The 17,764-nt window shown below is 41.4% G+C and carries 18 protein-coding genes and 2 pseudogenes; 7 read left to right on the top strand and 13 right to left on the bottom strand.

Annotation, left to right across the window (positions count from 1 at the left end):
• Nucleotides 1-165: 165 nt before the first annotated feature.
• The 6 genes and pseudogenes from FNL97_RS18925 to FNL97_RS13230 all read right to left on the bottom strand — a co-directional run.
• A pseudogene (locus FNL97_RS18925) lies at nt 166-369 on the bottom strand (hypothetical protein); the annotation flags it as partial.
• On the bottom strand, nt 333-521 hold the full coding sequence (locus FNL97_RS18160) for a hypothetical protein (RefSeq protein WP_205729472.1): 189 nt from the start codon (nt 519-521) through the stop codon (nt 333-335). The gene FNL97_RS18160 and the pseudogene FNL97_RS18925, both read right to left, overlap by 37 nt.
• A 504-nt stretch (nt 522-1,025) precedes the next feature.
• Nucleotides 1,026-2,243, bottom strand: a complete 1,218-nt coding sequence (locus FNL97_RS13240) for a site-specific integrase (RefSeq protein WP_143415940.1) — start codon at nt 2,241-2,243, stop codon at nt 1,026-1,028.
• On the bottom strand, nt 2,224-2,400 hold the full coding sequence (locus tag FNL97_RS18050) for a hypothetical protein (RefSeq protein WP_157778190.1): 177 nt from the start codon (nt 2,398-2,400) through the stop codon (nt 2,224-2,226). The genes FNL97_RS13240 and FNL97_RS18050 overlap by 20 nt, the downstream gene beginning before the upstream one ends.
• A 417-nt stretch (nt 2,401-2,817) precedes the next feature.
• Nucleotides 2,818-2,994, bottom strand: coding sequence for an ImmA/IrrE family metallo-endopeptidase (locus tag FNL97_RS18760; RefSeq protein WP_353652916.1), 177 nt, complete (start codon nt 2,992-2,994; stop codon nt 2,818-2,820).
• A gap of 185 nt (nt 2,995-3,179) precedes the next feature.
• Entirely contained in the window at nt 3,180-3,749 is a 570-nt protein-coding gene (locus FNL97_RS13230) for a DUF1829 domain-containing protein (RefSeq protein ID WP_143415939.1), read from the bottom strand.
• Between the two features lie 103 nt (nt 3,750-3,852).
• Between FNL97_RS13230 and FNL97_RS13225 the strand changes: the two genes are divergently transcribed.
• Together FNL97_RS13225 and FNL97_RS13220 are read left to right on the top strand one after the other, a co-directional pair.
• Complete coding sequence (locus tag FNL97_RS13225) at nt 3,853-4,731, top strand: IS982 family transposase (RefSeq protein WP_143415144.1); 879 nt, start codon at nt 3,853-3,855, stop codon at nt 4,729-4,731.
• Nucleotides 4,732-4,887: 156 nt separating this feature from the next.
• Nucleotides 4,888-6,069, top strand: coding sequence for an IS701-like element ISBsm1 family transposase (locus tag FNL97_RS13220; protein WP_062678816.1), 1,182 nt, complete (start codon nt 4,888-4,890; stop codon nt 6,067-6,069).
• Nucleotides 6,070-6,125: 56 nt separating this feature from the next.
• Here FNL97_RS13220 and FNL97_RS13215 read toward each other — a convergent pair whose 3' ends face one another.
• The gene (locus FNL97_RS13215) at nt 6,126-6,317 is read right to left on the bottom strand and encodes a DUF1828 domain-containing protein (RefSeq protein ID WP_143415938.1); all 192 of its coding nucleotides are present in this window, start codon (nt 6,315-6,317) and stop codon (nt 6,126-6,128) included.
• A 243-nt stretch (nt 6,318-6,560) separates the two neighbouring features.
• On the bottom strand, nt 6,561-7,928 hold the full coding sequence (locus FNL97_RS13210) for an ISLre2-like element ISGsp4 family transposase (protein ID WP_143415937.1): 1,368 nt from the start codon (nt 7,926-7,928) through the stop codon (nt 6,561-6,563).
• 480 nt (nt 7,929-8,408) lie between these two features.
• On the opposite strand from FNL97_RS13210, the gene FNL97_RS13205 reads away from it, so the two are divergent.
• The 3 genes from FNL97_RS13205 (at nt 8,409) to FNL97_RS13195 (ending at nt 10,890) form a co-directional block, all read left to right on the top strand.
• Nucleotides 8,409-8,765, top strand: coding sequence for a hypothetical protein (locus tag FNL97_RS13205; RefSeq protein WP_143415936.1), 357 nt, complete (start codon nt 8,409-8,411; stop codon nt 8,763-8,765).
• A gap of 83 nt (nt 8,766-8,848) precedes the next feature.
• Entirely contained in the window at nt 8,849-9,583 is a 735-nt protein-coding gene (gene terS / locus FNL97_RS13200) for a phage terminase small subunit (protein WP_143415935.1), read from the top strand.
• Nucleotides 9,580-10,890, top strand: coding sequence for a PBSX family phage terminase large subunit (locus FNL97_RS13195; RefSeq protein WP_502707746.1), 1,311 nt, complete (start codon nt 9,580-9,582; stop codon nt 10,888-10,890). Before terS ends, FNL97_RS13195 begins: the two co-directional genes overlap by 4 nt.
• A gap of 305 nt (nt 10,891-11,195) precedes the next feature.
• Here FNL97_RS13195 and FNL97_RS13190 read toward each other — a convergent pair whose 3' ends face one another.
• The 4 genes from FNL97_RS13190 to FNL97_RS13175 form a co-directional block, all read right to left on the bottom strand.
• Nucleotides 11,196-11,441 carry a hypothetical protein gene (locus FNL97_RS13190; protein ID WP_205729471.1) on the bottom strand — a complete coding sequence of 82 codons (246 nt, stop codon included), beginning with the start codon at nt 11,439-11,441 and terminating at the stop codon, nt 11,196-11,198.
• A 51-nt stretch (nt 11,442-11,492) separates the two neighbouring features.
• Nucleotides 11,493-12,371, bottom strand: coding sequence for an IS982 family transposase (locus FNL97_RS13185; protein ID WP_143415933.1), 879 nt, complete (start codon nt 12,369-12,371; stop codon nt 11,493-11,495).
• A 151-nt stretch (nt 12,372-12,522) separates the two neighbouring features.
• A complete protein-coding gene (locus FNL97_RS13180; protein ID WP_143415932.1) occupies nt 12,523-14,010 on the bottom strand; it encodes a PH domain-containing protein in 1,488 nt (495 codons plus the stop codon).
• The gene (locus tag FNL97_RS13175) at nt 14,007-14,495 is read right to left on the bottom strand and encodes a PH domain-containing protein (RefSeq protein WP_143415931.1); all 489 of its coding nucleotides are present in this window, start codon (nt 14,493-14,495) and stop codon (nt 14,007-14,009) included. Before FNL97_RS13175 ends, FNL97_RS13180 begins: the two co-directional genes overlap by 4 nt.
• A 605-nt stretch (nt 14,496-15,100) precedes the next feature.
• Between FNL97_RS13175 and FNL97_RS13170 the strand changes: the two genes are divergently transcribed.
• Complete coding sequence (locus FNL97_RS13170) at nt 15,101-16,183, top strand: RNA-guided endonuclease InsQ/TnpB family protein (protein ID WP_143415930.1); 1,083 nt, start codon at nt 15,101-15,103, stop codon at nt 16,181-16,183.
• A gap of 175 nt (nt 16,184-16,358) precedes the next feature.
• On the opposite strand, the pseudogene FNL97_RS18920 reads toward FNL97_RS13170, so the two are convergent.
• Nucleotides 16,359-16,619 (bottom strand): annotated as a pseudogene (locus FNL97_RS18920) (transposase); the annotation flags it as partial.
• Between the two features lie 676 nt (nt 16,620-17,295).
• Between FNL97_RS18920 and FNL97_RS13160 the strand changes: the two are divergent.
• Nucleotides 17,296-17,748: an OsmC family protein gene (locus tag FNL97_RS13160; RefSeq protein WP_143415929.1), complete on the top strand. Its 453-nt coding sequence runs from the start codon at nt 17,296-17,298 to the stop codon at nt 17,746-17,748.
• Nucleotides 17,749-17,764 lie beyond the last annotated feature (16 nt).

Here is a 17,764-nt window from a genome sequence, read left to right as displayed (position 1 = left end):
TGCATCTATATCGGTATAATTATAACTTGATATGGAGTGGCGGTCATGATAGGCTCTCCTGCCTGCAAAACGATATGGCTTGCTCTTTTGCGTAGAATCATGACCGCAGAGGCTCCATGTCAAGTAACGTGGTGTATGAGTTAATATTCAGTTAAACGGATACTCTTATTTGCCATTTGGTACATTTTTTAATTGCCAAAAATACCTATAGAGAACACGTTTTTCTAACAGAGCTAATCCAGCTCGGCCATACATCATTCGTTTAATAGTTTTCAACCGGTTTATTTGCCCTTCCAGAACACCATTGCTGTATGGGAGAAGAAAAGCATGTTTTACGGCCTGCAAATCGCTGCGCAAGCGGCGAGCATATGGATAAAAAACGGCTGTTTTGAATCCAAAAGCTGATGACGTAGCCAACGTAAAAAACGATGGTAGTCTGCTTGACGAATCCCTTCGCGATAATCTTGAACCATTTTATAGATGGGGTGAACATTGGGATAACTTTCGAGACATTGTTCCAACCCCATGATCTCCTTCTCAGAAAGTTGATGACGCTGATTAATTTTCGTGTTCTCCCAAGTATTTAATGATATTTTCTGATGACTCTAGATACTCATTAAAAAATCTTAGAGATTTTTTAATGATCAATAAGGGACCCCACATACTACACACCGAAGAAAAATCTGCACAAAACTTGCACAAAATCTGCACAAGAGGCACTTTAACACAATTAATTTATTTAATTTTTATTAACTCTTTTAAACAGAAAAACCTTGAAATATCGCGTATTTTCAAGACATATTTTAATTCGATTTAACTCATTTTGCGTATTTAACTCACTTGTTTTTCCCCTTTCTATTTTGACAGGGTGGAGGTCGCTGGTTCGAGCCCAGTCGGAATCATCATTAAAAGTCCTTGATACAGCGCGGTTCTTGAGAAAATCATGAACCGCGCTTTTTCTTTAAAAATCTGTTTTTGCCGACTTTTTGCCGGCAAAACGGAAAAATTAAATGTTTTTTGATGGTTCATATTGATTTTTTTGCTGATCTTTTTAGTACACTTTCCAATTTTTCTGTTGCCAGTTTGTCAGCCTGTTTTAGAGAATGTCCATATATATTCATTGTCGTTTTGATATCGGAATGTCCTAAACGTTCAGAGATGATTTTTGCGTGCACACCTTCATTGATCAGCAACGTTGCCGACGTGTGCCGAAGAGCATGAATATTAATATATTTAAGCTTATGACGTTTTATAAATCGTTCCCACCAATTTTTGAGAGAGTTTGGATTAAACGGTTTCCCTGTTTCATCACAGAGAATAAAATTGTATTTTCCGTCCATCCAAAGTTTTTCCGCAGCTAAGCGCTCTTTTTTTCTTTGCAGTTCCAACTTTTTGACTTCGGTTGCCAAGGAAAGGGGGATATGGATATCTCTTTGTCTGGCCGTTCGATTCCCTTTTCTGATTTCGTGGATTTCATATCCATTGGTTTTTGTGTAAGTGAGAGCTTGGCGGACGCGGATTAAGCCATTCTCATAATCAAAGTGTTTAAATTCCAGACCACAGAGTTCTGATCGTCGCATCCCAGTTATGATCGCGAGTTTAATGATGATCTGCCAGTGTGGTACTTGTGTTTCAGATTCCAAACATTCCAAAAGATGAGCTACCTCCTCATCCGTATATACCTCTGTTTCTTTGTACTCTACCTTTGGCTTTTTAACCATTTTCACAGGATTTTCTTTAATGATTTGAATTTCTTGTGCAAAGTTAAAAATGTTATTTAATATTCGGTAATGATAGTAAATTCGAGAACTGGACAATTTTCCTCCTTTGCCGTCCATTCTCATACCGTTTTCCTCAAGGTTATCCAAAAAATCTATGATATGTTTTGGTTTTATCTGGTCCATTCTTAAATATTGGAAAGCAGGTAATATTCGATTTCTAACACATTCCATGTAATTTTCAAAAGTTGTCGGGGCCAACCGTTTTTTAGCGCATTTCGGAATCCATTCGTTTTGTACAAAATCAACAAAATTGATTTTCTCCGGTTCAAAGTATCCATCTCCGGTTACCTCAGCAACAAATTTAGCAAGTTCTAGCTCTGCTTGTCTCGCTCCTTTTGCAGTTATTGTTTTGTATTTTCGATTTCTTTTCTTTTTTCCGGTTTTAGGATCAACGTAGGATCCTAAATCAACTTCTAATTGCCATTTATTATTTCCTCTTGGTCTAACATGCCCCTTTGCCATTATTTTTATCCTCCTTCAACCATTCAATAGGTGTTTCTATAACATCATTCACTAATGCTATTAGTCTGCCATTAACCATACGTAAATTCGATAGGACAGGTATCTTTACAGTTTTTTCTACTTTCTTTAAGTTTCTAATTGATTGATTTTTTTTCATTAATAATCACTCCTTACAATAGAATATATGTTCGTAATTATTTTTAAAAGAAAAGCCCTGCTAAGGGTTTTTCTACATTAACTGAAAAAATACATAAGTTTGCCTGCTTCACTAATTGTCTAGTACTCCTTTCGAGTGATACTGATATTGTTATGTTAAAACGTTTTCCAGATGGTTTTGGGTACAATTTATCGCATTTTGCCTTTAGAATGTGACCGATTTTTCGCAAGATAGATTTGCTGGTACAAATTTCGATTTTTAACCTGTGTTAATCGTTCTTCACACAACTCCGGCGTTACTTTGAACATATTCGCCATCTGTTCAACTATGTATCGGTCGTTCCAATCAATGAATTTAAGCATATGGTATGGTATTGCGGCATACTTCGTAAAAAGCCTTGCGTCCCGTTCCTGTAGCTCACGAAAAGCCTCTGGCATCATGGACTCCAACATGACGGAGAATGTGACATAGCTCATGGAAGAAGGCTTCTCGCTTTTCCTCTTTCGATAGTCGTGAGTCGACGACAATACAGCGAAAGCGACCCACAACTTGATGAGTGGATGGAAAAGGTTTTTCGCGCAAGAAAATGTTCATCTTCCGGGCAATAAACGATGGATCAATGTGAGAAGGATGGAAGATGCCTAATCGTTTATAAAGATTCGTGACCCAATCCTCAAGGGCTGTAGTATAGTAGTGACATAATTGCATAAAAATCCCTCCCTAAGGAGATTATACGAACAAACGTTTGGTTTGGCAATAAAAAGAAAAAGCCCTAATTGTTAGGCGATTAGTTCTTCAATATATTGTTCTCGCTGCGACCAAAGAACTGGTTTTACGCCATATTCTTTTAATGCATTAATTATTGTATTACTAATTTTCTTGTCGCTATCGTTTAGAAATGCATATAATACTGAATTTTCGTCACGTGCCATCCGAGTATCGTTCCAAGCGAACAATAGCGCTTCTGTCCGTTCTTTAGATGGATTATTAAATGTTTTTAGTACTCGTTCAGGAGCAGTCTTAAACTTCGGAATCACAAAATCAAAATTATGAACAAGACCACTCTTCCCACTAAACGAGACATTCGGTATGAACCGTACATCCTTTGCTTCTAGAAAATTATGCACTTCTTCTAAGAATATCCCCGATATCGTTTCACGGGTAGTCATAAACATGTCGTTGACAGATAATACAGCTTGGATAAGAGAATGTTTTTTTTGAGCGAAATTTGAAATATTAGCATTCACATATAGTTCTTCGTCGTTTAGTTTAACACCATATCCGTTTAGTATGAAGTTAAGTATATCCATTCTTCTAGGAGAATCGAATACTTCAACACCAGACATCATAAACCCGTGGTGCTAGATAAACTCAAACAAGCATAAAAATAGCCCTTGCATGAGGATCCCCTTAAAATGAAAGTGCAACCAACCATTAAAAAGGAGGATTCCTATGCAAGAGCACTTTCATTTTACTACAGATCGGGCCAAGATTCAAAAGCAATATGCCGCCATTTTCGTTTTTGTTTCTGCTCAACTTTCATGCATTCAGGTGCATCTTCATCGTCGAAATCGCCATTTGGTCAAGCAAGAGGACGCTGTCATCATCGCCATTCATCTTTTAGGAAAGCTGCTCGGTTTTACTTCTGAACGGGCGTGGCATCGTTTTGTCACGGGAAATTTGTTCACAAACGGCTCGTTTCTCGAACGTTCCCGGTATAACCGCCGCTGCCGGGCGCTTGGCTTCGCTATCAAATGGATCCGCCATGAGCTGGCAAAACGCGGCCAACATCATGCCTATGCCGTCGTGGACAGCTTGCCGCTCCCATTGTGCCATACGGCAAGAATGCATCGCGTCAAACGGTTTCAAGAGATCGCCGACATCGGGTATTGCGCTTCCAAAAAGCAATGGTACTACGGGTTGAAGCTGCACCTTCAAGTGACCGATCAAGGGTTGCCAATGGGGTATGTGGTGACGGAAGCATCTTGCCACGATCGAATCGCAGCCGAAAGCGTGATGACTCAAATTCCTCATCCCTATAACTTTGGGGACAAAGGATTCATTAGCCGTGACTTGCAAAAAAGGCTGTACGAAGAATACCAAATGGCGCTTTGGACTCCGTCTCGAAAAAACCAGAAACATCGTGCGTCCGAGGCATGGGAGAAATGGATCCAACAAAAACGCAAAGTGATCGAGACGGTGTTCTCGGTTCTGGTTGACCACTATCGCATCACGGGGATCCGAGCCAATTCGATTATCGGATTTGAAGTGGCACTAGACGGTATATTGTTAGCTTATTCCCTGGTTACACTTGGGCTAGTTGAGCGCTAAAGCTCAACTAGCACCACGGGTATCATAAGTTCATTAACTGTAGATGAGCAAAATCACTAACATAAATTTACATCGAAACAAAAAAGGAGACATGAACCCGATTCCTTGGTTAGAATAGATGTGCTAACAAACCATTCACAAGGAGGTTCATGTCTCATGAATAGATTAGCACATCATCAAGGAATTCACAAGTTTTTCACGATGTTGGGGTTGACCCTTTATTTTTCAAAACCTGTTATGAAGCATCTCGTTCATATCGTGGATGCGATGATCACGAAGGGCTTTTCGGGAACATTGACCGATCTTCATCATGGGAGCTTTCATCCGAACCACCGCACGACACTCAGCCATTTTTTCACGAAAAGTCCGTGGGAGGAAGAGACACTGCTTCGCAAACTCCAGCAGTGGATCCTTCGTCGTGTCGAACGCATCGCCAAACAGGAGAATCAACCCTTGTTTGTTTCGATCGATGATACGATTTGCCAAAAAACCAAGCCTTCGTCACGGGCAACACACGCGATTCAGGGATGTGATTGGCACTACTCTCACTCAGAGAAAAAATCGATTTGGGGCCATTCTCTTGTTTGGTTCATGGTTCATACTGCAACCCAGGCGTTTCCCTTTGCCTTCCGCCTCTACGACAAGACGGCGGGAAAAAGCAAAGGGGAACTCGCGATCGAGATGCTTTCTTCGTTGGATGTACGCCGTCCCGTTTATGTGCTGATGGATTCGTGGTATCCATCGAAAGCGCTCGTGGAAGCTTGTCTGAAAAAAGGATTCCACGTCATCGCGATGCTCAAGACGAACCGGATTCTCTATCCGAACGGCGTTGCCGTCCAAGCGAAGCAGTTGGCCCGCTCCATCGAACCGAATGACACTCACCTCGTCACGGTGGGAGAAGAGCATTATCGCGTCTATCGTTACGAAGGAGCGCTCAACGGTCTCGACCATGCGGTGGTGCTGCTCGCTTGGAAAGCCAATCAGCCGATGACATCGGAACATCTTCACTGCGTCTTGAGCACCGACCGGGAGCTAAGCGATGAAGACATCTTGCGCCACTATGCCCAACGCTGGTCGATCGAATGCTTTTTTCGACAAGCGAAAGACCAGCTGAAGCTCGATGGGTACCGTGTTCGTCAGGTTCGGGCGGTGAAACGCTACTGGATCTTGGTGCAGCTTGCTTACGTATACAGCCTATTCGAGTCGAACAGCGATTTTTCTGATGGGCTCGATCTCTTGCGCAAGAGAAAAGGACATAGCCTCGTGGAGTTCATTTACTGTGCAGCGAAACAAAATATTCCCATTGATACCGTGAAAAAACAGCTCCATGTGGCATAAGGGGTACCCTGTTTGTTTCTTTTTACATGGTAATTATTGTTATGAAAATTGCTCATCTACAGTTCATTAATTGTATTTCCGTCGTCGGTTATCTTAAAACCATTATCTGTAGGAACGACATATAGCTGTATAAAATCATTGTTTTTATCTAGGAAAGGGGTAGTGATTTCGATAGCGCCATTCAATTCCCGAAATCGAAATTGCTCTTTGATCCATTCAGCATATGCATTTTTTAACTCATTAATCATCTGGCACTATCCCCCCTTCCGGATAAAATAAATAACCTTCTCGTTTAACATTATTATATTCTAAAAAGGCAATTAATACATCAATTAGATCGTTAGGAGTCAGTCAAGATTTTGTGGGAACTTTTTTGGTTCGCTGAAAACAGGTGTAAGTCATAGATTGGCGAACCATTTTTTTGAATTTCATCCGTAAGCGCTTTCGGACTCTCATCCCTTGCCATGACAGACCGATATGTATACCTTTTTTTACCATCCCTTGAGTTCAGACAGGGCATGATAGATCGGTGTCCCGGACGATTGCTGTAAATATGGCACGTTATTCCGCGTTACCTCCGGAAGAAGACGGCGGACGCGTTGTTTCGCCTTGTTCACGATCGTCTGTTTGGTAGATGCCGTTTCCTCCGCCGGATGCGACGATTCTTCTCCTAAACGACGTCCGAAAAGACGAATCCCATCCATCCGGGCAATCATTACCTTGAAAAACGCCCTGAGTCCCTTGTCTGTCCAACTGCGGCGGTATTTCACCCGATACGCCAGCTGGCTCATCACGCTTTCAGCCCTCCCCATCGGATACATGCCCGTTGTGTCCACTCCTTGCTCCTTCAGCCATTCCCGGTAATCACGGATGCATCCCGGCATCGATTCGATCCGGTGGATCAAGGCAGCCAGCTGTTGTTCTTTCGCTTCGTCCCCCAGCGTGCCGAGGGCGCTGTTCCGTTCCACAAGCAACCCCTCTTCATCCTGCTTCGCCAGCTTTTGCCGAATCGCCTGCCACCGTGGATGGCCCGAGAGGCATTGGCGCAACTCACGCGCCACGTGGAATCGATCCAATTGGAAGCAGACCCGTCCCTTGAAATACTCCCGGCACGCGGTAATCCATGGAGCGCCGTCCCCGTTGATGACAAGAAGATCCCGACACGGATCATAGGCATATTCGTTCATCAAAAATTCCTCGAAGCCTTCCCACACCTCCCTCTTGCCCTCATGGACGTAATGGCGCTGATTGACAAATTCGATCCGTGAGCCGTTGCGCTTCCACCCTTCGTGAACGGTCAGGATTTTGTCTTCCTTGGCCCGTTTTCCCTTCCCTTGGCGAGAAACAAACAGTCCATCGGCCTCCACAAACAGCACCCGTCCATATCGCTGGTCAACCGGGCAGTGCAGCGGAACTTCGGCCTCGAGCACCAACTGGCGGATCGCCTCATGGCTCATCACCGGATACCCGACCATTTGAGCAAGCGTACGAGCCGCTTTGCGATAGGAAGAGCACTCCACCGCCAATCCCACCGCCGTTTCTTCTAGACAAGGGCTGATTGACTGCGATCCATCAAACGCTAAAAAGGAATCAAGCAAAAACGTGTAACGGTTTTGTTCCCGGTCTAAATAGTAGTTCCGCTCAAAGGTGACTTCGCCAAACAGGGTTTGAATCGTGGTGCGTCGTTTGTCTTTCAAGTGGTATCGGCGCTTGTCTCGATTCTCTGCCAATTGCCGGTCGATGTCCTCCAACAGAGCCGTAAACAGCTCGGCGAAGGCGTTTTGCAAGGCTCGAAACAAAGCAAGTTCGATCTCTTTCCATGTCAACGAATTTGTGGTAAGATGTTGTTGAATATTCATAGGACTCTCTCCTCCTGTTTGTAGTGTGGTCAATGAACATCTTACCAGGGAGAGAGTCCTTTTTTCATGTTTCCTGCTTGGGATCCTACCGCGCTTCGCTTGGTGGCCCCGATGAGGGGGGATTGCGAACCTACGTTCCCAACCCCCTCATCGGGGAACTTCTAAGAATTTTTCCCACAAACATTTTACTCACACTTTCTAGCCAACTGAAGAACATTAGAACTCTGGAGAGCTTGTATGAACGATTTGCTCGAAGTTTACAGTTATGAAAATGACAGAAAAGCGGCAGAATAATGGCAGAAAAGAGACAGAATATTTCTGTTTAGACGTGTTATGATGATATCGTGGGATATGTTGAAGCAGGGCGTCACTCCGATCGGGGTGGCGTTTTTATTTTGGAGGAAAAACAACGTATTAGGATAAAAGTAGCAGGGAAATGTCTCCTTTTGTCGAAATGAATCGGTGAAAGGAGAGAATGCGATGAGGGAGTTATTGTTTGATGGAAAACATGATGTAAACACGGATGAAGTTTTAGAAAAAATGAATTATTTCATTACGACTGCACGTAAAGGAATGGAGCTTTATAAAAAAGATCCCAAAGCTAGTCTTGAAATTGCTAAAAAAATAAGAGGTGAACTAGAAAAAGAATATAAAAATAATAGCTTAAAAAGAATTGAAAATTTGTATAAGGATAATAAATTGTTTAATTATTATAGGCCAGCTGTCCATGAAGCAATTGCTTCTATAGTAGGAAGAATAACTTATAATAACGTATACAGTTTCTTGTATGATGTAGAATATTACATGAACTACTATTTGCCGAAAGAAATCAGTTAAATAATTATTCAGCACCCAATGTGGTGCTTTTCTTTTGCTCCAAAACAAACACAAATAGTCGGAGGTGGCAGGTGATGTAGCAGGTGACGGAAAAATATATTCAAGCTGAAAAAGATTATGTCAAAGGCATGAAATACAAGGACATTGCTGAAAAATATGGCGTGTCTTTAAATACGGTCAAGTCATGGAAAAAGCGTTACGGTTGGACGCGTGGAAAGGGTGCACACAAAGAAAAAAGTGTGCACACAAAAAATAAAAGGGGCGCACCTATAGGGAATATAAATGCAAAGGGAAATAAAGGTGGTGCGGCTCCAAAAGGCAACCAGAACGCATTGAAGCATGGCTTCTTCTCGAAATACATCCCGCAAGAAACACTTGAAATCATGGGGATGTTGGAAGAGAAAAGTCCTGCTGATCTTATTTGGGATCAGATCATGATTCAATATGCTGCGATTATACGAGCACAGAAAATTATGTTTGTTGAATCGAAGGATGAAATGATTAAAGAATTGAAGAAGGAGAAAGAAAGTTGGGGAGAAAATTCAAGTAGCTCAGAGACAGAGTGGGAATTCCAATTTGCCTGGGATCGTCATGCTACCTTTCTCAACGCACAGTCTAGGGCCATGAGTGAGCTTAGAAGCTTAATTAAGCAGTTTAATGAACTGGCTCATGAAGATGATGAGCGTCGATTGAAACTTGAGCAAATGCGGTTAGGAATCGAGAAAACGAAGGCGGAGGTTGAAAAAATCTCTTCCGGTTCCGACGACAAGCCGATTGAAATCCTCATCAAGCGGAAAGGCAAGGGTGAGGATTCATGATTATTGAAAAAGAAGTCAACCCTCATTTTGAAGACTTTCTGTTTGATTGGAACCATAAGTTTTACTTTCTTGTCGGCGGTTACGGATCCGGTAAAAGTTATCATATTGCTTTAAAACTAATTCTAAAACTATTGAGTGAAAAACGCACGGCCTTAGTTGTTCGTGAGGTCTATGATACTCATAGGGATTCAACGTATTCGTTACTTGAGGAAATTGTCCATGACTTGGGTTTGGAAAACATAATCGAATGTTTGACATCTCCCATGCAAATTCGTTTTCCTAACGGGTCAAAAATCATCTTTAAAGGAATGGACAAGCCGGCCAAGCTGAAATCAATCCATAACGTCTCAATCATATGGGTTGAAGAGTGTTCCGAAGTCAAATATGAAGGTTTTAAAGAACTGCTCGGACGCTTACGTCATCCAACATTGAAGCTTCATATGATCCTGTCAACAAATCCAGTGAGCAAGAACAACTGGACCTACCGACATTTTTTTAAAGATGAACAAAATAAGCGTTTGATTTTGGATGACGAAGAACTTTATGAAAAACGGACAATCATAACAAACGACACCTATTATCATCACTCAACTGCTGATGATAATTTATTTTTGCCTGAAAGTTATATCGCTCAATTGGAAGAACTAAAAGACTATGACCCAGACCTTTACCGCGTTGCCCGGAAAGGTCATTTTGGCGTTAACGGAGTTCGGGTATTTCCTCAATTTGAAGTAGCTCCGCATGATAAAGTTATGGAAGCTATTTCAAACATTCGTAAGCCGATAAAGCGTGTTGGCATGGACTTTGGTTTTGTTGATTCTTATAACGCCGTTATACGTTTGGCGGTGGACCCTGATAAAAAATACCTTTATATCTATTGGGAGTATTACAAGAATCAAATGACGGACGATGAAACGGCCGAGGAGATATCCGAGTTTAAAGAAACGCAGGAGCTTATCAAAGCCGATAGTGCGGAACCAAAAACCATTCGATACTACCGCAAACAGGGGTTCAATATGGTAGGAGCACTAAAGTTTCCAGGCTCTCGTTTACAATACACTAAGAAAATCAAGAGGTTTAAAAAAATCATTTGTTCGGATAGATGTACGAACACCATTTTTGAATTAAAAGATTTAACATATGCCAAAGACAAAAACGGAAACATCATCGAAGACGAGTTTAACATTGACCCGCATACTCTTTCGGCCATCTGGTATGCACTAGATGATTATGAGGTAGAGGACTTGAAAGAAAAACCGAAAGTACGGCAAAGACCAAACAGAGAAAGGAGGATATGGCTATTATAGAAACTATGACTTTTTAGATGATGATGAAGAAACAAGAGTAACTCATATTATCTCCATAACAGCAAAAAACGATGGAACATATAGCTATGTAGTTGATTGGGAACGCTGGGGTGAAAGTTGGATAACATTAGACTTAGATATCGAAACTAACTAAAAAATAAAGCTGTCCCCAAAAAGTGGATTTACTAAATCCCTTGGGGGCAGCTTTTTTAAAGTTCCAAATAAATGTTCCCTTCACATTTATTTGGTTACATTTTCTTGTTATGGGATTGGTGTCAAAAATATCTTTAAGTGCAACCTTTTAATTACTTAACGTTTTTTTTTGGTACGAAAAATACCGCCAGCAATAGTGGAACTATAGGATAAAACATAATTAACTTAAAAGCATTCTCTGCTCCACTGAAATAATAAGCAATAGGTGAAAATAGTAAAGCACTAAGTACAAAATGAATTGCCCTTTTTTTAATCAATCCCCAAATGAGAAAGAAAATCGAAACACCGATTAACAACCAAAATAATAATCCTGCCCAAAAAAAATTCACTTTTTTCACCCTCCCTTTATCCTTTATCTAAATTTTAACACCCGTGGTGCTACTTGAGTCTTAACGCTCAACTAGCCCAAGAACAACAAGCGAGTAAGCCAGTAAAATACCATCCAGTGCCGTTTCAAATCCAGAAACCGAGTTCGCTCGAATCTCGGTGATCCGATACGAATCGACTAAAATCGAAAACACGGTTTCCACCACTTTACGTTTTCGCTTCATCCACTGTTTCCATGCGTCCGATTGGCGAATTCGCTGATTTTTTCGAACGGGCGTCCAAAAAGCGACTCGGTGCTCTTCGTACAGCTTCTTTTGCAGCTTTTGGCTGATATACCCTTTGTCACCTAGGTTATATGGATGTGGAATTTGCGTCATGACGGTTTCAGCGGCCACCCGATCGTGACAAGACGCTTCAGTGACGACATATCCCATCGGAAGCCCTTGGTCGGTGGCCTGCAGATGAAGTTTCAACCCATAGAAAGCGATCTTTTTCGAAGCACAATAGCCAATATCCGCAATTCCACGGAATCGTTTGGCGCGATACATTCGGGATGAATGACACAGCTCGATCGGCAAACTGTCCACGACCGCATACGCATGGTGTTGTCCACGCTTGGCCAGCTGGTGCCGCATCCACTTGATCGCAAAGCCAAGCGCTCGGCAGCGACGGTTGTATCGAGAACGTTCAGGGAACAAGGCCTTGGAAAACAAATTCCCAATCACAAACCGGTGCCAAGCCCGTTCGGAAGTGAAGCCCAACAACTTTCCAAGGACATGGATGGTGATGATGACTTCGTCTTTCTGTTTCAACAAATGACGATTTCGACGTTGAAGAGGAATCTGGATACTCGATAGTTGAGCCGATACAAAGAACAAAATCGCTTCATATTGTTTTTGAAGTTTGGCTCGATCTGTTGTAAAATGAAAGTGCTCTTGCATGTGAATTCTCCTTTTAAATGTTTGGTCGCACTTTCATTTTAAGGAGATCCTCATGCAAGGGCTATTTTTATGCTTGTCTGATTTTATCTAGCACCACGGGTATATAAATTATGTTTTTTCAGCATAATTGAATATGCTGCTGGTATGCTATTTATTTGCTATTAACTTCAACGTAAGAAGGAATCGGACAAGCATCTTGCTTTAAAGAATCGTACTGTGAATGTGGATCAATCTCCACATCTTTTGTGCGCGCTTCAAACCAAGATGTGATCAACGGCTGTAGAGAAGAATCGATATCTAATAACGTTGTTACGTGAACCGGGTGTGCACGATTTGTTAGTTTTACACTCATGACATCAAAAATTCGCTGTAGCAAAGAACGCTCAAATTGCAATTCAAGCAACTTTGCCCGTTTCGTTACGAGTGTTTCTACTGTAAAGGCACCTGAGCGAAGCTGTACATGCGCATCTTCTAACTTAAACGCTGTATTACGGTATTCTCGAATACGATTGATATAAGTAAACACCAACACAATCGCACCAAAAACAAAGAAAATGGGTTTCCAAAATCCAATGGCAGCAACGAGGCTTGCAAAAATTGGTGGTCGAAGCCAAATCAACTTTTTTGCCTTAGGGGATGCATAATGTGTCATGCTACGCAGTTGAAATTCTGGCAGCATGATGGCTATTAATTCATGTGCTTTTTCCGTCGGTAAGTACGGGAAAAATTCATTAAGGTTTTGGTCCTCACTCGGCAAAATTTCCCCTGCTGAAATCAGCTTAATGGTTGTCACACCGAGCAACTTTTGATAGCCGTTTTGTTTGTAAATGACCGCTTGTACTTTGTCTTTACGAATGGAAAAGCTTTGTTTAGAAAGCCAGCCTTTTTGTACATAAATGCGTTCATTGTCCATTGAAATGGTATATTGATAGTAGCTATTAAACGTTTTAAAGACGCCGATACCGACAGCTGCTAATACGGCAAGTAAGACGAGCAAGATGAGCAGCCATCCTGAAAGATGAGACATAACCTTATCTACATTAATGTATTTCTCTGGATGTACATCTGACCATATATTTAAGCCAATAGGAATGATGGCTAAAAAACTAAAGGACAATAGGGAAGCTTTCAAAATATCACGAATGGTAGTGGTGAAAAGAATTTGACGTTCAGATTCATTGATGGCTTCCTCAGCATGCTGCTCTTGATTCCCATTTCGTAAAACATAATCCTCTATCTTGATGCAATCCACTTTATTTACAAATTCCAATGTCACATCGCTAGTTGCTTCTCCTGTTTCCATTGTGATCGATTGTACGCCAAATAATCGTTGCAAAACATTTGCCTTCGTTTGCACATTCTCAAATTTTTCACGTGGTATAAATTGCTCTGATTTAGAAAATAGGCCCTTATGTATATGAATGCCATCTTCGGCAAATACAACTTTAGTAAATAATGTCTCATAGATGCGAAACAGGAAACTGAATCCGAAAACCGCAATCGCACCCCATTGCACAATATTCATGAACATAGAATTACTACCCGAATTTAGGAATAAAATGAAAAGTATAAACAGATTGCTTTTGATAAGGTCTAGCAGGTCATAGAATATTTTTAACTTGGAATAGCGAAACGTCATACTTCATCAAGCTCCTTTAAACGGGCAAGCTTCGAAATATCATCGCGGAGCTTTATAGCAACTTCTTCCTCAATATGTGGAATGGTAACGCCACCTTGCATAGTTTTAATTTCAATGGAGCGGACACCATATTTTCGCATAATGATGCCTTGAGTCAATTCAATGGATTGTATTTTCGTCATCGGCACTACAACTTCCACTTTTGTCCAAATCCCGCTTTTAATGTATAAAAAATCATCCGTTAACCCGTATCGAAAAGTTTTATAGTATATCGGTGAACTTACAAAATAGGTCCACGGAATACCAATGATAGTAATGATAAACAGGGCGATCCAAACATACCGTAGCCAGCTCCACCAGTTAAAATAATCTGTGCAAAAATAAAGTCCAGTTATAACGACAAGGGCAATGAGTGATGTAATAAGTTCGTTTAAATTGCGTACCTTCATCGCTCTAGGTGAGATTTGTTGATACTGTACTTCCATACTGTTCTCTCCTTTAAGTTGGAAAATTATCCATTCAATTTCATTTACGGTGAATGATAAAAAAAGTTTCGTTTGAATAAACTGTGATTAAAATTTTTGTAAAACATCTATATAAGTTGCAATTTTGTTTTACATGGCATTGTTCGCTCTTCTTGTTACCGTGCCAGCTTGTCAGGTGATAAAGACGGGACATGGAGATCGGAAATTCTTTATTACAACCTATATATTTCGAAAAGTGAGAGATCTTTGAAGGAAAAAATAAGGAAATGTTTTTGGTGCTATGAGATGCATTTTTGCACTTTACATAGCCACAGTATATGAGTATGAGATGAAAAGCAAGCTTCAACAATCGGGCGATTTTCTTGAAGAAAGATTGAATGATATATGACTTTTTTAGGGAAATTAATTAAAAGATTCAAGGCTCTCGTTTTTTTCTAAACGTGAGCCTTGAGTCATTCTTCTGTATTTGCATTTTTTCACGAGAACATCCGCTGGAAGCCCACTGCTTTAGCTGTGGGAGGAAGGCGGGGTTTATATTTTCAGTATATATTGAATTTTTCGTTCAGTATAAGTACACTGGATTTAGAAAGGTAGGTGAATCAAGAATGCTCTGCACTCTCAAGATTAAATTAATGCCAACTCTTGAACAGTTTCATGCGCTGCTGGAAACAATGAAACGGTTTAACCAAGCATGCAACTATATTAGCGAGATTGCTTTTCGCTCCAGAACCTTTTCCAAAACGAAAATCCAGCGGCTTTGCTACTATGACGTCAGGGAAAAATTTGGCCTCTCTGCCCAAATGACCGTTCGTGCCATCGGCAAAGTGTCGGAAAGCTATCGTTTGGATAAAAAAACCTTGCATAACTTTAAAGAAACCGGTGCCATCGTGTATGATGAAAGAATCCTGTCCTTTAAAGGGTTAGAGTATGCTTCCATCCTTACCTTGCAAGGAAGAATGGAAATCCCTATGGTCATTAGCCGCTACCATCAAGGTTTGCTGTGCGGCAACCGTGTTCGGGGTCAAGCCGATTTAGTCCTTCAAAACGGTATTTTTTATTTACTGCTCGTGGTGGACGTTCCCGAAGACCAGCCCAATTCCGAAAACGGATTTATCGGTGTGGACCTTGGCATCATTAATATCGCCGTCGATAGCACCGGTGAGGTATTTTCCGGCTCGAAGGTCAACGGGCTGCGCCGCCGCCATGCGAAACTTCGCGCCAAACTCCAAAAGAAAGGCACCAAGTCAGCGAAACGCCTGCTTAAAAAGCGTTCCAAGAAGGAAAAACTATTTGCCCGTGATGTGAACCACTGCATTAGCAAGAAGATTGTTGAAAAGGCAAAGGCACTCGGATGCGGCATTGCCCTTGAAGATTTAAAGGGCATCCGCCAACGCACCGAGAAAACGGTTAAAAAGCAACAGCGTCGTCAACACTCTTCTTGGTCTTTTTATCAGTTGAGAAAGTTTATTGAGTATAAAGCGGCGATCGCTGGCGTGCCGGTGGTATTGGTTCATCCAAAAAATACTTCCCGCACCTGTCCGGTTTGCGGACATGTGGCCAAAGAAAACAGACCGTCAAGGGATCAGTTTTGTTGTCGAGCTTGTGGGTACGCTGCCCCTGCCGACAACGTGGCTGCGGAAAACATCCGCAGGGCTGCTGTCAACCAGCCGAACGCGGCAGCCAATTAGGCTAGTTGCAAGCCCACGGCTTTAGCCGTTGGGTAGTTGACTTATTAATTCCACTCGCTCATTATTATTGCAGAAAATGTTTCAAGTGTGATTTGATTATTTTCTTCTAATGAGAAGATGTGTATAAGCTTTCAGAGTTGTTTAAAGATTTTCATGACATAAGCGTTTACTCATGGCGTTTCCGAATCTCCTTGATCGTTCGTTCGATGGCATTCGTTGTATAAATCACACTTCGAATACTGCTTGGATAATCCATAAATGTTAGGAGGACATCCAACTCATTTGCCCACGATTGGACTTCCCTTGGGTATTTGTGAGACTATTTGGATTGAAACTGTTGAAACATCTCCAATTCGATTTCTTTATTCGGAGAACGATAAATGTGTTTCAGATCCTCCGCCATTTCGAATTGATCTTTTTTCCGAACACAACGGAGATAGCAGCCATTTCTCCTATTCGGTGTTCCAGCCTGTTCGATTTCGAGGAAATGTTTGATTTCTTCCCGCATAATCAGCTCTAATTTTTCTTTTACAAACTGACGAATGGCATTTTCCAGTTGATTTGCCCAGTCGACATTCGGTATACTTCTTTTAGACATAGGTAGGGTACTCCTTTCTCTAAGATTTTTGGTCCAATCAGAGAATACCCTACCTTTTTTCTTTTGTTCTAGCAAAATGCTTTACACAAACTTTTATACATCATCTAATCCTTCAACCCACTCACCATTAATAAAACTTTTATTTAGTTCCAGATACTGTTTCAAGTTGATGCCCTCCCCTTGTTGTAAACGGTTTCGACAATGATCTTACTATTGCTTGTGCATTATTTCAAATTTCCTGCTTACTTTTTAGATGTAACAATTTTTTTCATTTGCACGTTGGAATGAATCTATTTTACGCATATGGACATAGAAAAGTGTGGTTATTTTCGTTATTCTACCATGCGAAAAATAGATTCTCACTGGCTGCTAAGGAGCGGGAAGAATTATTAGATTTTGCTCGTTACCAAAATGGAGCGTTTATTGTAAAATAGAAATGGCGTTCCGTCGTGAAAACGCGGACGATGGATTAGCGTATGACGTTGGATGATTTTTCACGGTGCGGAGGATTACAATGGAACAACATCATTTTTTCTTAAAAGCAAATTGGTCTGGCGGAAGAAATGGCAGCGGCTTTATTGACGCTGGCCAGTTGAAGACGAAAGTATCCATTCCGCCGGAGATGGATGGACCAGGAATTGGAACAAATCCAGACGAAATGTTGTTAGGCGCAGCAGCAACCTGTTATTTAATTACGCTTGCGGCGATGTTAGAACGTTCTTCCATTCCGGTTAATGAACTTACAATGGAATCAGAAGGAATTGTGGAAGTAGAGAGAGGAGTAATTACGTACAAAACGATCATTCACCGTCCTGCGATCACATTGGCTGCTGGAGCGACGGACAAAGAGGTCCAAAAAGCAGCGCTCCTTGCGGAAAAAGCAGAAAAAAGCTGCATGATATCAAAAGCGATAAAAGGAAATGTCGAGACGAAATTAGAATCGGATATACGTATTTCACCAAAATAAATAAAAAAGTAAAGAG

It is taken from the genome of Geobacillus sp. E263, from assembly GCF_007197795.1.
Lineage (GTDB): Bacteria > Bacillota > Bacilli > Bacillales > Anoxybacillaceae > Parageobacillus_B > Parageobacillus_B toebii.
Note: the sequence above shows the minus strand (reverse complement) of the source record. Positions and strands in the feature narration are given on the sequence as shown.

Bases quoted from the DNA above. Each gene is read 5' to 3' on its own strand.
- FNL97_RS13240 (WP_143415940.1), bottom strand. From the start codon at position 2,243: ATGGCAAAGGGGCATGTTAGACCAAGAGGAAATAATAAATGGCAATTA.
- FNL97_RS18050 (WP_157778190.1), bottom strand. From the start codon at position 2,400: ATGAAAAAAAATCAATCAATTAGAAACTTAAAGAAAGTAGAAAAAACT.
- FNL97_RS18760 (WP_353652916.1), bottom strand. From the start codon at position 2,994: ATGAACATTTTCTTGCGCGAAAAACCTTTTCCATCCACTCATCAAGTT.
- FNL97_RS13230 (WP_143415939.1), bottom strand. From the start codon at position 3,749: ATGATGTCTGGTGTTGAAGTATTCGATTCTCCTAGAAGAATGGATATA.
- FNL97_RS13225 (WP_143415144.1), top strand. From the start codon at position 3,853: ATGCAAGAGCACTTTCATTTTACTACAGATCGGGCCAAGATTCAAAAG.
- FNL97_RS13220 (WP_062678816.1), top strand. From the start codon at position 4,888: ATGAATAGATTAGCACATCATCAAGGAATTCACAAGTTTTTCACGATG.
- FNL97_RS13215 (WP_143415938.1), bottom strand. From the start codon at position 6,317: ATGATTAATGAGTTAAAAAATGCATATGCTGAATGGATCAAAGAGCAA.
- FNL97_RS13210 (WP_143415937.1), bottom strand. From the start codon at position 7,928: ATGAATATTCAACAACATCTTACCACAAATTCGTTGACATGGAAAGAG.
- FNL97_RS13205 (WP_143415936.1), top strand. From the start codon at position 8,409: ATGAGGGAGTTATTGTTTGATGGAAAACATGATGTAAACACGGATGAA.
- FNL97_RS13195 (WP_502707746.1), top strand. From the start codon at position 9,580: ATGATTATTGAAAAAGAAGTCAACCCTCATTTTGAAGACTTTCTGTTT.
- FNL97_RS13185 (WP_143415933.1), bottom strand. From the start codon at position 12,371: ATGCAAGAGCACTTTCATTTTACAACAGATCGAGCCAAACTTCAAAAA.
- FNL97_RS13180 (WP_143415932.1), bottom strand. From the start codon at position 14,010: ATGACGTTTCGCTATTCCAAGTTAAAAATATTCTATGACCTGCTAGAC.
- FNL97_RS13175 (WP_143415931.1), bottom strand. From the start codon at position 14,495: ATGGAAGTACAGTATCAACAAATCTCACCTAGAGCGATGAAGGTACGC.
- FNL97_RS13170 (WP_143415930.1), top strand. From the start codon at position 15,101: ATGCTCTGCACTCTCAAGATTAAATTAATGCCAACTCTTGAACAGTTT.
- FNL97_RS13160 (WP_143415929.1), top strand. From the start codon at position 17,296: ATGGAACAACATCATTTTTTCTTAAAAGCAAATTGGTCTGGCGGAAGA.